This is a genomic window from Phaeodactylibacter xiamenensis, assembly GCF_965229835.1.
In the GTDB taxonomy this organism is placed as follows: Bacteria; Bacteroidota; Bacteroidia; order Chitinophagales; family Saprospiraceae; genus Phaeodactylibacter; species Phaeodactylibacter xiamenensis.
The window spans coordinates 4,808,518-4,822,482 of sequence record NZ_OZ245931.1 but is presented as its reverse complement, the minus strand read 5'-3'; the positions used below and the strand labels follow the sequence as shown (position 1 = coordinate 4,822,482).

Annotated in this window: 6 protein-coding genes; 1 reads left to right on the top strand and 5 read right to left on the bottom strand. The window is 52.6% G+C overall.

Features of this window, described 5'->3' with window-relative positions; genetic code table 11:
• Positions 1–7: 7 nt before the first annotated feature.
• The 5 genes from clpB to ACO08I_RS18325 all read right to left on the bottom strand — a co-directional run bounded on the left by clpB (position 8) and on the right by ACO08I_RS18325 (position 12,138).
• Positions 8–2,611, bottom strand: coding sequence for an ATP-dependent chaperone ClpB (clpB, locus tag ACO08I_RS18345; protein ID WP_421946711.1), 2,604 nt, complete (start codon positions 2,609–2,611; stop codon positions 8–10).
• 85 nt (positions 2,612–2,696) lie between these two features.
• Positions 2,697–4,070, bottom strand: coding sequence for a hypothetical protein (locus ACO08I_RS18340; protein WP_421946710.1), 1,374 nt, complete (start codon positions 4,068–4,070; stop codon positions 2,697–2,699).
• A 114-nt stretch (positions 4,071–4,184) separates the two neighbouring features.
• Positions 4,185–6,857: an HYR domain-containing protein gene (locus tag ACO08I_RS18335; RefSeq protein WP_421946709.1), complete on the bottom strand. Its 2,673-nt coding sequence runs from the start codon at positions 6,855–6,857 to the stop codon at positions 4,185–4,187.
• A gap of 579 nt (positions 6,858–7,436) precedes the next feature.
• Entirely contained in the window at positions 7,437–11,381 is a 3,945-nt protein-coding gene (locus ACO08I_RS18330) for an HYR domain-containing protein (RefSeq protein ID WP_421946708.1), read from the bottom strand.
• Between the two features lie 628 nt (positions 11,382–12,009).
• A complete protein-coding gene (locus tag ACO08I_RS18325; RefSeq protein ID WP_421946707.1) occupies positions 12,010–12,138 on the bottom strand; it encodes a hypothetical protein in 129 nt (42 codons plus the stop codon).
• A 304-nt stretch (positions 12,139–12,442) separates the two neighbouring features.
• Between ACO08I_RS18325 and ACO08I_RS18320 the strand changes: the two genes are divergently transcribed.
• Positions 12,443–12,862: a hypothetical protein gene (locus tag ACO08I_RS18320; protein WP_421946706.1), complete on the top strand. Its 420-nt coding sequence runs from the start codon at positions 12,443–12,445 to the stop codon at positions 12,860–12,862.
• Positions 12,863–13,965 lie beyond the last annotated feature (1,103 nt).

Genomic DNA, 13,965 nt, shown 5'->3' with positions numbered 1-13,965 from the left:
GACGTACCTATTTCTTTTCGAACGTCAGTTCGTCATCCTTTTCAGCTACCACGATGGTGTCGCCCGCAACAAAAGTGCCCGACAGTACATGCTTGGACAGCTCATTGACCACCTCCTTTTGAAGGACCCGTTTCATGGGCCGGGCGCCAAACTGCGGGTCGTAGCCCATTTCAGCCAGCAGGTCTTCGGCAGCCGGTGTCAGCTCGATGGACATGCCCTGGTCGCCGAGCATTTTTTTCACCTTACGCAGTAGGAGGTGGAGAATCTGTTTGATTTCCTCCCGGGTTAACGGCAGGAACATGATGCGCTCATCAATGCGGTTCAGAAATTCCGGGCGCAGCTCTTCTTCCAGCAAGTCGAAAACTTCATCTTTGGTAGCATCCAGCACTTCCGGCTGTTTGTCTTCAGGCAACTCGATCAGATCCTCAAAATTTTCCAGGATAACCTCGGCGCCCATGTTGGAAGTCATGATGATGAGGGTATTCCGGAAATTAGCTACCCGCCCCTTGTTATCTGTCAGGCGGCCATCATCAAGGACTTGCAGCAGGACATTGAAGGTATCCGGGTGTGCCTTTTCGATCTCATCCAGCAGTACAATGGAATAGGGCCGGCGGCGCACCGCTTCAGTCAGTTGCCCGCCTTCATCGTAGCCCACGTAGCCCGGAGGCGCACCCACAAGGCGGGAAACCGCATGCCGCTCCTGATACTCACTCATATCGATGCGGGTGATGGCTTTTTCGTCATTAAAAAGGACTTCCGCAAGGGCTTTGGCCAGTTCGGTTTTGCCCACACCGGTAGGCCCGAGGAAGATAAAGGAGCCAATGGGGCGGTCCACATCCTGTAATCCAGCCCGGCTGCGGCGCACGGCATCAGCCACGGCGCGTACGGCTTCATCCTGACCGATCAGGCGCTTATGCAGCTCATCCTCCAGGCGCAGGAGTTTGTCCTTTTCACTTTGCAGCATCTTGGTCACGGGAATGCCCGTCCAGCGGGAAACGATCTCGGCAATATCATCGCCGGAAACTTCGTCGTTGGTGAAGCGCTTCTCTTCGGAGAGCTCGCCCAACTTTTCCTCAGCTGCTTTGAGCATGGCTTCCTGTTCCTGCATCTGGCCGTAGCGGATTTTAGCCACCAGCTCAAAATCACTGTTGCGTTCGGCTTTAGCGGCTTCCGTTTCCAGTTCCTCAAGGCGCTTTTTAATGCCCTGAATGGTGTCCACGATTTCCTTCTCATTCTTCCAGGTGGCGCGGATGCCATCCCGTTTTTCCCGTGCATTGGCAATTTGCTCATTGATGGCTTCCACTTTGCGGTCGTTGCCTTCCCGCTTGAGGGCTTCCCGCTCAATTTCCAGCTGACGCACCCGTCGGTCCCACTCGTCTATTTCTTCCGGTACGGAGTCCAGTTCAAGGCGGAGTTTAGCAGCCGCCTCATCAATCAGGTCAATGGCTTTATCTGGCAAGTGGCGGTCGGCGATGTACCGGTGGGACAACTCCGCAGCGGCGATAAGCGCACTGTCCAGTATCTCGATTTTGTGATAGACCTCATACCTTTCCTGTAGCCCGCGGAGGATGGAGATGGTATCCTCCACGCTAGGCTCTTCGATTAGGACAGTTTGGAAGCGGCGTACCAGGGCTTTGTCTTTCTCAAAGTACTTTTGGTATTCGTCCAAAGTAGTCGCACCAATGGTCCGCAGCTCTCCCCGTGCCAGGGCGGGCTTCAGTATGTTGGCTGCATCCATAGCGCCATTGCCCCCGCCTGCTCCGATAAGGGTATGGATTTCATCTACAAACAGAATGACTTCGCCATTGGAGTCCGCGACTTCCTTGATCACGGCTTTCAGGCGTTCTTCGAATTCTCCCTTGTATTTCGCACCGGCAATCAGAGCAGCGATATCAAGGGTCAGGATTTTCTTTTCGCGGAGGTTTTCGGGCACATCGCCCTGAACGATCCGCCAGGCAATGCCTTCCACGATGGCGGTTTTCCCTACGCCTGCTTCGCCGATCAGGATAGGGTTGTTTTTCTTACGTCGGCTCAGGATATGGAGTACGCGGCGGATTTCCTCATCCCGCCCGATGATGGGGTCGAGCTTGCCGGATTCTGCCCGCTCGTTGAGGTTGATGGCGAATTTCTTTAGAGAATTGTAGCCACTTTCTGCGCTTTGGTCAGTGACTTTTCGCCCCTTGCGCAGCTCTTCGATGGCGGCGCTAAGGGCTTCCTCCGTAGCGCCCTCTGCCTGCAACAATTTACCCGTTTCATCATCACCAAGGGCGATGCCCATAAGTATGAGCTCAATAGAGATATACTCATCACCAAAATCAGGCAGGAGTTTTTTTGCACGGCTGAGTGCTTTATTGGCAGGCTTGGTTAGAAATTGCTTTTCGGTGCCTTTCACCTTCGGGGTAGCCACGATGGATTTTTCCAGCCCCTTGCGCAGGGTGGTCATGCTCACACCGCATTTGCTGAAGAGAAAAGTGGCAACATCTTCTTCTATTTCCAGAATCCCCCGGACGAGGTGGGCGGTGCCGACCTGTTGCTGGTCTAAACTACCGGCGATTTGCTGGGCTTTCTGAATGGCTTCCTGGGATTTTGTCGTGAAATTATCGTAGGTCATTTAAGCCTTTTTGGTTTTGAGGGTGAAAAAACACAGAAATTCAAAGATGGGCAATTTTGATCGACCAGTTTCCAAAGAATTCGGATTATTCAGGTAGATAAGTGAAGGTACCGCAAGTCTCTCCGACGGCAGGCTCAAAAGCCCAGGAATTCAGGCTGCGGGCTACCTGTGCTACCCATTGCCGGTCAGCGGCACTCTGCTGAACCGGCATTACTTTCACTACTTCACCGGATGCGGCCACGCAGACTTCGAACACCACAGGTGCAGCAGGCCTTGCCGGCAGTGGGTCCGACCGGAGGATCCTCCGGTTGCTTAAGGCGGCAGACCACCTCACACCCGATGGTAAAGCAACGGGGCGCTCAGTAGGTTCCACCACTTTGCCGGGTACCTCATTAGCCGGATACTGTTCCTCTGCAGCGCTTTTCTCGCCGGTGGAGAGCAGGTACAGCCCGCCAAAGCCAACAATCAGCACTACACTGGCCGCGATGGAGAGCCGGCGGACCAGGCTTCGCCCTTTAGCCTTTGCAGGAGCTGGTTGTGGCTGCTGCTGTTGTTGCGCCGTACTCCGTTTTGGTGTGCCTGTCCCTGCTGAAGGCCGGGTTGTCTGCTCTTCTTTTGCAGCCGGGGAAAACGGGTCGGTACGCCGGGGCGCGGAGGGTGCTCCGGGAAATGCACCGCCGCCTGTCATTGTGGGGCTGAGCGGAGGTACGCCGGGCGCAGATAAGGCGACTCCGGCAGCACGGAATGTAGCCGGTTCCGTTACATCAGATTCTGTGACGATCTGTACCTGTTCTTCCCAAGTGATATTTCGGCGTTCGCGGGCGCCCATTACTTCTTCGATGACGGTCAGTTTGAGCAACAGCCGAAAGGTGCCTTCCCGTATGGGCTCCACATAAAACTTCCACTCCGTGTAGGCCCCTACCTCCAGAAACTGCCGCTCATCGTGATAGGTGCGGATGCGGAATGCAGGTTCGCTGTTGGCATCAATCAGCTCCGCTTCCATGACTTCCGAAACAGTTACTTCCTTAACCTCTACGGCTTCTGTCAGCTCCAGATTATCCGCGATGACGGCGCGGTCGTAGGCCAGGCGAATGACACAGACTTCTTCCCTGCCTACTTCCATCTGCCGGGGGATTTTGTGCAGCAGCACACCTCTTCCTTTGGGCTTTAGCCCGGATGCAGCGGCATTAAAATCTGTAATTTCTAATCCGTCAATCCATTCCAGCAAGTGCAAACGGATGCGGTTGTAGTCCAGTTGCAGGTCTTCACTGGATTTGACGCCCATGACTTTAGCCCGGTTGGCCTCATTAAGCTGGGCTTTCAGCAAGAGCAACTCGTCTGCCTTTTCGCTGCCTGCTGGCAAGCGCTCTTCAATCGCATCGAAGACCCTGCCCAGGCTTTCGCTCAGTAAGTGGCGCCAGGCACGTTTCCATTCTGCAAGTTGTGCTTCCGTAGTCATCCTCCAAATATACATTTTTGGCAGCTCAAAAGCGTGGGATCAGGTACGAAAAAGAGGGCAAAACCTCGCGGCCCGGCCCTCTGCATTACACTTAAACAATAAAACGAATTCTTGCTACGGCATCCGGACCAAACGCCCCTGATGCTGCAGGCTTTCTGAAGACAACCGGTAGAAGTAGGTGCCGGGTACCTGCAGCTGGTAAGCGGGGAGGTTCCATTGGTTGACACCTCTGAAGCCCGGCCGGAATTGTGTCAGTACGACTTGGCCTTTCGCATTCCAGATTTGAAGTTTTACTTCTTCTGAGGCGGGCAGTGTATACTGCAGCAATAATGTTTCCCGGAAGGGGTTAGGCTGCACCTTAACCTGTGTGTCGAAAGCGGGTGCTCCAAAACCCAGAGCAAGCCCGTAGTCTTCCGCATTTTTCATGGCGCGGCTTTGGGCAGACAACGATAAAGCCTGGCTTACCCGGACCGTTTGCTTTGCCCTGACACTAAGCGTGAAAGCCGGCTGTCCTTGCCCGGCATCTCCCAACCAGCTTAGTGTGGTGGAACCATCGGGAGCAGCGTGAAGGAATACAGCCTCAACGGAAGCGGCTTCCGCGCCAATCACTTCCAAATCCGGATGCGAAAGCTGTAATACTCCCCCGGTCAGATGGGCGCTAATGGAAACTGACAGCTGGTATTCCTGACCCGGCTGAAGCACTTCGTCCCGAATGACGATGTCAGCGGTTTTAATGCTCCGGTTCTCCAGGGATTGGAATGTGGAAGACGTGTCCTCCATCGCGCTGCCATTGACATCCCCCAGCTTGATGCCGACGAAGTGCCCATTCATGAAGTCTGCCCCAAGGGTATCAATCAGGATGGCTTCAGGATAGCCCACCGTCACCAAAGTATCATTGGGAAAAACAAAGGACTCCGGGATGAACCGCCACCCTAAGCCTTCAGCCAGATCGGGCTGAACCCCCAGCAGGATGAAGTGGAGCATCATAATATCGTCTGAATCCAGGGTGCCGGACTGGTCTACATCTGCAGCGGCCAGTTGGTAAGGGCTGGTGATGGTGTCTACGCCCATCAGGTGACGGGCGATGGCCAGCAAATCGCCGGTAGTAATGCCTGCTCTTGGGTCATCCGATTTTTGAGCCGTGATTTCGTAACTGCCGCCCATGGGCATTCCGCTAAACCGATAATCGCCCAGGGTATCCGTCATTGCCATATCCAGATCATTCAGCCGTACTTCCGTATCCGGTATTTTGTCGCCCTGAAAATCATAAACATGCCCGGCAATTGCCGCCATTGGATCAGTAGAAGTGGTATCAGGATCGCAAACGCCGGCGTTGTCCTGCACCACAGCGCTCGTCAGGCAATAGCCCCAGTTCCCTGCTTTATCGCCTACCCAGAGAGCAATCACATTCATGCCGAGGTTGTCGCAGGTAAAGGTCAGAGCATCGGTTGCAGGTGGTGTGGTTTGCCCCGGGCCAGGCTCGAAGCCAAGGCGTAGTTCGAGGTTTTCGTAATCAGTACAGTTGTCATAGCTACTGCCTATTTCGATGGCGGATGCAGAAAGTTCATTCATTCCACCTTGCATCAGAGCTATGGTTACGCCTTCGAGGCAAACCGGTGTGGGCGCGGTGGCATCCTCTACGGTGACGGTAATTTCGCAACTGCTTGTGTTGTTGCAGCCGTCCTTCAGTACGTACTTCATTTCATAAACGCCAACGGGCACGCCGGAATACTGGAAGCCGCTGCCAAGGTCACCAAATGCACTCACCTCCACGCCCGGCAGGCAGTCCTGAATGTCTGTTGGCTGGGGCAATGTAAAGCTCGCGGTGCAAGTTGTAAAAGAGGTGGGCACAAGCAGATCGTCCGGGCAGGTAAAAACCGGTGGAAGCGTATCCTGGATTTTCAGGATTTGAGTTTCGCTCCAGATCCCGGTGCTGCCGCCGTATTCGTAGGTACACCAATCAATTACCCGCCATTCGCGGAGGATTTTGACACAGGATTCGGAAGCAGCGGTAAAGACCCAATCCTCGTAGTTGGTAGCGATCAGCTCGCAATCTTCGTATAGGATTTCCGGACGGGCAAAGGGCGCGGGAAGGTTTTCCGGTGCCAGGTCGTCTACTGTAGTGCAATCATAGGTAACGTAATCGGGTGGGAAGTGGACTTCAATTGGGGTATTATCGTAGAGGTAAATCGTCTGTGTACAAGTGCTGGTATTACCGTAGTTGTCCGTTGCAGTCCATATGCGGACGATCTGACCGGAACCACAGGAATTTGTGCTTTCCTGATCGTTGAATACCAGATTGGCAACACCGCAATTGTCAAAGGCATTAGGCGTTCCGACGTAATCCCAATCCGCCGACTGATGGCAGGCTACAGATTGTGTAGGCGGGCAATGCAGGCTTGGGGCCAGTTTATCCTCCACCGTTACTGCGGACCAACAGCTGTTGGAATTGCCGGCGCAGTCGATGGCCAGCAATTCCACCATAACTGTTTGCCCTATATCGGCACAATCAAAAGTAACGAAGGGGCCGAAAGCGGCATAACTCTGCCCCATACGCCGGACCTTCACACCGGCAAAGCAAACGTTATCGTTGCTACCCTCATCAAAAGTGCCGGCGAAAACAATAGCCTCCCCATTCCCCGTCAGGGATACGTTAACCTCGTCATCGCAAATTGCAGTAGGAGCGATGGGATCGTCGGAGGAATGGGTATCAGGTAGTGCAAACATGGAGTGCCCCCAGGAAAGAAGTACGCACAAAAAAAACAGGGTTCGGTTTTTAAGTTTCATATGGGTTTATGATTGTGAACAGGTAAATCAAGTAGTCCTAAGCGGCCATCCGATAGCAGCATGGTGGGGGGAGGCAACCTACGTGTTATCAGCAACCGCGAAGCGTATTCTAAGTTAAGTTAATCGTAAAGGGAAGGCATTGTAAAGCCCGGGTAGACGACCTAAGCGGACGCTAAAAAGTAGCGTTTGCACGTTTTTGAGGCGATTTTCTCAGGTATGGATGCGGGAAGAAATAGGAAGACGGCAGCGAACTGCCATCTTCCTTGTTTTTGGCTTGGTTAAGCTGTAACCTAGCCTCTCAAAGCTCGTGGAGAAATTGAATACTGCGGGGGGAACTGCATTCATCGTTTCTCCGAAATAAACAGAAAATACGGGGGGATGAATTTTCGATCACAATATATGAATTAATGCTAAGCCTTGCAAAAAAAATTGCCCCCGCTGGGAAAACGGGGGCGAATTGGGAACATTTTGGGAATGTTGTCAAACGGATCCGGTAGAACAGCCCGTTTGTGCACCCGCCGTACCAGTTGGGAAGTCTGGCGTTTGGGCGGTTGCACAAAGGGTGTTTTGCCGGAATTATTAATTCATAAGAATCATTTTCCTGGTAGCGGCATAGTCAGCGGTTTGCAACTGATAGTAAAGTAACCCTGAGGCACCCAGTTCGGTGCCTCTGATGATGAGCTCGTGAGCCCCGGCATCGTAATAGCCTTCCTGATGAAAGAGTACCTTGCCTGCCATATCGTATACCGTCACTTTTGCTTCACCTGCAATCGGCAACCTGAAGCCAATCACCGTTTTGGTGCTGAAGGGGTTGGGGCGGTTTTGGTACAATTCATAGCCTTCCACCCGGACACTGCCTGAGGAGGAAATGGCTTCACCAAAGTTGAGCCCCACATCCATAATATTGCCTTCCATATCGTAGGCTTCCTTTGAAGTCGGCACGCTCGTGAAGCTGACCAGCTCCTCCAGCGACTCAATGGGCTGCCGGGCGCGGAAGGTAATCGCGAAGAGTTCTGACTGCCCTTCCCCAGGAAGGGTACTGGTTTGGTTCCAGCTTGTGGTGATCCAGCCGTCGTTCGTTTTCTGCAGGTTGAAATTGGACCCTGACATACCGGGAACCGGGCCAGCCACGAGCTCCATGTACTCCAGGGCTTCGGTATTGAAGCGCAGAGTAAACTGATAGCCCAGTACAGCATGTAGCCCCGTGGTGGTGAATGGAATGGTAAATTCCTGTCCTTCGTTGACGCTCACATCCGGTATATGGACCATCATGCTGCCTTCCGGGTCACGTTCTTCAACTCCGCTAAGGTCGTTGGGTGCAGCCGAAAGGTCTACATCGCCTACCTTAATCGCTACGAAGTTGGCATCCATATGGTCCTGGTCAAAACCATTGATATTGACCACTTCGGGAATCGGGGTGGCGAAGGGGTTGTTCGGGTTTAGGAAGATATGGTTGGCATCTACAAACCGCCAGGAGGTGTTGCCGTTGGGCAGCTCGCTTTCCAGGCCCAGGATCATTTTGCGCAGGGCAATGATATCCAGTGTGGAAATGGAACCGGAACGGTTAACATCCGCAGCAATCATTTTGTAGGGCGTATTCAAAGGCTGCACACCCAGTATATGACGGCTGATAAACATCAGGTCCAGTGTGGAAACGCCATTCAGAGGGTCAGCATTCCGCTCGGGGCGGACCGTGTAGCTACCGCCAAAGGGCACGCCCAGCAGCTCGAAGAAACCATCGTTAGTGGTGTATGCCATCATCGGGTCGCTGCTCATGACTTCTACCATGACCCCTTCCACATACTGTCCTGACTCCGTAGTGACCTCCCCTGCAATCATACCGCTGGCGGCCTGCGGGCATACGCCGTTGTTATCTTGTACCGCAATGACCGTGAGGCAATGCGCACTGTTGCCGGAAGCATCCTCTGCCCAGAATTCAATCATCTGATTGCCCACATCTTCGCAGCTGAACGTCAGCTGTGGTGTGGTAGGCTGCCCGGTGCCTGCGCGGCGGATGGTAAGGTCGATTTCATTGGCGGGGGTACAATTGTCTACGGTACTGCCATCAAAGGCACCAGCGTTGATCATCGCCATAGGCTCTCCATTCATCATAGCCAGATTGATGGACAGACCAACAATACAGACGGGCTGTGGGGCGGTCTGATCCTCCACCGTTACTTCCACGGAGCAGGTCGATACATTGCCACAGCGGTCGTTAGCATAGAAATTTACAACGGTTGTGCCCTCCGGGTAAATGCCGCTGCCATTCGCGCCGCCCACATCTGCATAGGGGGAGTCATTGGTAATAAGAATATTGGTACTGCAATCATCTGCAGTCACATCAGGAAGCACCACCGGGCCCTGCCCGCACATGGAGCCCATCGCGACAGTCACATCATCCGGGCAAACCATAACCGGAGGATTAAGATCCTCCACTTTAATAACCTGCACGTCTGAGAAGCGCCCCCCAGCTGATGGATTTTCCGGATCGTACTGACACCAGTCCAGCACTACCCACTCCCTAAGTATTTTGTAGCAGGCTGGGAAGGACACATCGTAGAACTCATCCGTATGGTTGATTCCAATCATTGAACAACCAGGGTCCATAACCACAGGCTCATCAAAACCGGGCGGCAGGTCGTCCGGGTCAGTAGGCGCACCGCAAATGGTGATGGTGTAATCATCCGGGAAATCGATAAGGCCCAGGGTGAGTGGATTTTGATTCACCACTTGTATGGTTTGAATACAGCCTCCTATATTACCGGAAGGGTCTACAGCGGAGAAGGTCCGGGTGATTGTCCCCTCTCCGCAATTATCCACATCAACGGTTTCTTCCAGAGTCGTCTCGGCAGAGCAGTTGTCCATGACCGTAGCGTTCCCAAAAATGCTCAGGTCACTGTAGTCGTCGGTACAGTCTATCGTCTGATTTTGCGGGCAGACGACCACCGGAGCGATCTTATCCTGTACTTCCACATTGACCATGCACTCTGTAAAATGCCCAAAGAGGTCACCACCAGGTAGCTCCCGGGTGGGCTCAACAGGGCCAATACCAGGGTCAATTTCGTAGACCCGCATAATGACTCTGATATCAGTGGAGTCAATCTCCTCACAACAGAAGCTGACATTATCATCAAACCATTCCTGATAGCCTGGTATGTTCGAATCATCACCATTGAGCCCGTTACAGCTTCCGGTCGTCATACGCCGGGCTTTGAAGAAAAGCTGCTGCGCGCAGTTGTCATTGCTCCCGTCGTTAAAGGTAGCGGCGAATACTGTCCCCTGTCCGTTGTTGGACACGCTGACAACGGTGGTTTCTTCGCATACCGCTGTGGGCGGTTCCTGGTCTACCACATTCAGTGTAGTGGTGCAAGGCTGGGAATTGCCACAAAAATCGATGGAAGAGTACTGAATCGTGTGGGTACCTACCGGCACAAAATTATGTGGCCCTACGCCTACAGCACCGAAGGAGGTACTAACAAAGAAGGTAGCATCAGGGTCGCAGTTATCCACTACCGTAGGCGGCGGGAGGGTAACCGTAGCCCAGCAAGCGCCTGTATTTGTGGATACGGTGATGGGCCCGGGACAGGTAATGTTCGGCGCCACGGTATCCACCACTGTTATTAGCTGCAGATCGGTGGCCATAGTGCCTGAACAGGACTCGGTCACCGTCCAGGTACGCTGTATCTGGTATTCGATATTACCGCAAAGGTTGAGGGTGTCGTCATTGAAGGTCACATTGAGGTCGCACTCATTGGTGTTCTCAATGATGATCCCAAACAGTTCCGGCTGCCCGGTCATATTCAGGGTTGGGTCCCCCACCTCGCAACTGAGCAGAGTATCCAGTGGGAATTCAATATCCGTATTGAGGTCTGGCCGCTCCAGCAGGATAAACTGGGAGCAGGAAGAGGTGTTGCCCTGTTCGTCGGCAGCACTCCAGACCCGTTCCAGTATTGCTTTGTTGTCGTTGGCACAGGTAAAGTTGGTGAAGTTGTCGAAGTAAGACAGGGAAATATCGTCTGAGCAGTTATCGCTCACGGCAGGTGCACCGAGGACCACCGCCGAAGTATCCGCAATACAACTGATGGTATCGTTTACACAGCTAATTACCGGGGGGCTGATGTCTACTGCACGTATGAAGCTGTTGCAGAAAATTCCGGTTGTGGCATCGGTTACCGTTACTGACAGCACCTGCCCTTCGTAGGGCGCCGGGTCAAAGAGGACGAGGTTGGTACCAGACACGATGATGCTGTTCATCGTATCCCGTATGGTGAGGATTTTATCTCCGGGGCAGATGATCGGAACTTCTAGCACATCCTCCGGGGCAAGCTCGACATTGCAATCGCCATTGACCGGGATGTTTAAGGGGAAGTTGGGGTTGCCTCCGTTGCAGGCCAGGTCACACTGAGCGTACAAAGCCGGGCCTGTGAATAAGGTAAAAGCCAACATACCGATGGTTTGCAGTATTCGGGCGTATGTGGCGCGTGGCCAGCCCGAATGTTGGTTGCTTTTTAATAAGTGTTTCATTTTTGATGTAGTTTATGAGTGATACTGAAATACTTTGTTTTGGGGCATAGCACTGCCAGGCTGCATTATGGCAGCTTATGCCGCTGACTAACTATTAGGGGGCTCCGGCTCATGCCGGGCACGTAAAAAGACGGCTTGATTTTGGATGCCCCGGTTGGTACGGTAGCGCATCCAACGAAAGCTCCTGCTCACAGAAGTTGGGAAGGGTTACAAACGGCTACCGTAAGCCCGTTCTCATTCGTCCCGCTATCTCTTTGCAGAAGTGGCATTCAGAGGCAACCTGGCCCCGCTGCGGGTTGCGTGCAGAAGGTACGCTGCATGCGCCTTTCCTACTCAGCCCTTTGAAGGGAAACCTGCCCAACTGAAGGTATACTTCTCCAAAGCCCGTCTTGTCTTCTTATCAATGTGCCATATTATCCTGATTTGGGGTAAAAGTGGCCGGCCCCATGCAGAGCCGGCATCACCAATAACCGTATTGATTGATCGTTTTGCATTTTTCTCCCTCCGTCTCATCGACCGGAAAAAACGTTTTGCCTGTCCAGTCCTTTTGAAACCTGGACCGCATCTGCTTCCCGGACAGGAAGGATATGCTCGCACCGCATACTTCTCAACGTACTCCAACCGATGCTTAAAAAGCCACTACAGTCCCGATGCGGGCAGACCAACACAACTGGACAGACTGCCAGCGCTCTGCTTTCTGCAGGTTCGCATGGAGATAGCCCACCGCCGGCCATTCGCATTGGCTTTCCTTTTTCATGGCATCACAATTTATTCAGGTGCCCGTTACAGTTGATAGCGTGGGGTGCCTGTTTTCAGGTGACGGGGGGCTGACACCTTGTTTAAGTTGCTTACTAAGCCTGCCAAAATTTACTTGCAGTCAGCCCATGTATTGACTGCAGACCAAAGGGCCTTACAGCAATTTCATACCAGAACCTTCACTGGTGCGCAATCCCAGACTACCAGGCATTAACAGTCATTCTAGCACAGTGCTCTCCTATTGACTGCTGTTTTGTTTTACCTGTATCAATAGGGGCTTTAGCATTAGGCCAGCCTGCAGGATTATGCAGCTCAGGCAAATGCAGGCTACGCCCGTTATCCCTGGGTTGCCGCGTAGGCGCTGTGGCTTTTCGCCTGCTACGGGACAAGGTGTGAACCTGTCCAAACATCCACGGGCCTACTACGTCATTTTCAATAACCCACAGTTACTGAACCTGAGCTCCTATCAGGCAGGTACGGCACAGCAGTACCTGCGCGGCCCGATTCAAAAAACCTGCCCACCAGTCGAAGGCAGAATCCATAAAAATTCCCATTTGGAATATGCCTGGTCTTCTTCACAGGTGGATCCGGGGCTATTCTTTTACGGAACATTCGTACTCGAATCAACTTGTCCGGTGGATGCCAAAGCGAGGCCAGCGGGCAGGCACAAGCCTGCCCTGACCAAAAAACAATGTTTGAAGGTTTTGCATATTTACTCTTGTTGACCTCAAATAGCACTTCATCTGCTACAGCCCCTTTGATGCATGTATCCCTACATGGCATGAAGGTGCCGTACCTGGCAAAACAAATCGGGACAAACGACAAAAGCCCAGGCACTGTCTCTACAGTATCCGGGCTTTGAAGCTGACGCCATGATGGATGGATGCAGTCAGCCTTTCCCAGACACCTGAGACCTTTGCTGATACCCGGATTATGGAAGTTCCAATCTCCGGATACCGGACTACTCCATAGCGCTTTGTGACAGGCAGGCAATCCGCCCAACTGTCAAACTATAGGAGTAGGCACAACTCCACTATTGCTGCATGCACCCTCTTCATCTACGGACGAGGAGCTGTCGGGGCCTGGATCAGGTACCGGAATGACGTAAGCATTCGGGCGTCTCTACCGGGTTACCAAACAACTGATGCACTGTTGCTGCCCGCAAAGGCAGCCCGCAATAGAATCGTTGTACCATAGCACTTTGTACAGTATGGAAAAACGGAGTATCAGGGAATGCACCAGATGCGTCCCTGACTAACCAGGGGCAACATGCACTTTACCGAATCACACCGGGCAGACAGCCGCTCCGAAGCCTTACAGCCTGTAAGAGTACCTGTCCTTTCCTGCTTTACAAAGCACAAGCATACCTAAACGTATGCCGTCTCTAATTTTGTTTTGCCTGTTTGAAGGCTACTGACTCAAACCTATAACTGCGAAAAGCGTGCCAAAAATCAAAAATGGAAGAAAAAAGAAGAGAAAACCGAGAGAAAGTAGAAAAGAGGAGGTGCAAAGAAAAAAGCCCCCCTTCTAATGTTAGAAGAGAGGCCATCCCAAAAACCGATTTAAGTATAAACTTGAAAAACGGTTCTTGTGAATCACATACAATCCAATCGCCTAAATCTTTGCAGCTGATTATGCGCTGCGTATATAGGTTTACGGAATCAAATTTTAAAAGTTTCAATTTGTTTCAGGAAAAGTTTCCCTGATTTCCGAAAACCTACTTCCTCCCCCGGCCCGGATATTCCACGGAAGATTCCGGACGGGGGAGGATGCGGGAAGCAGAAGGCTTAGCCCGCACGCAGGCGAATAAATAACTACATCAAAATTC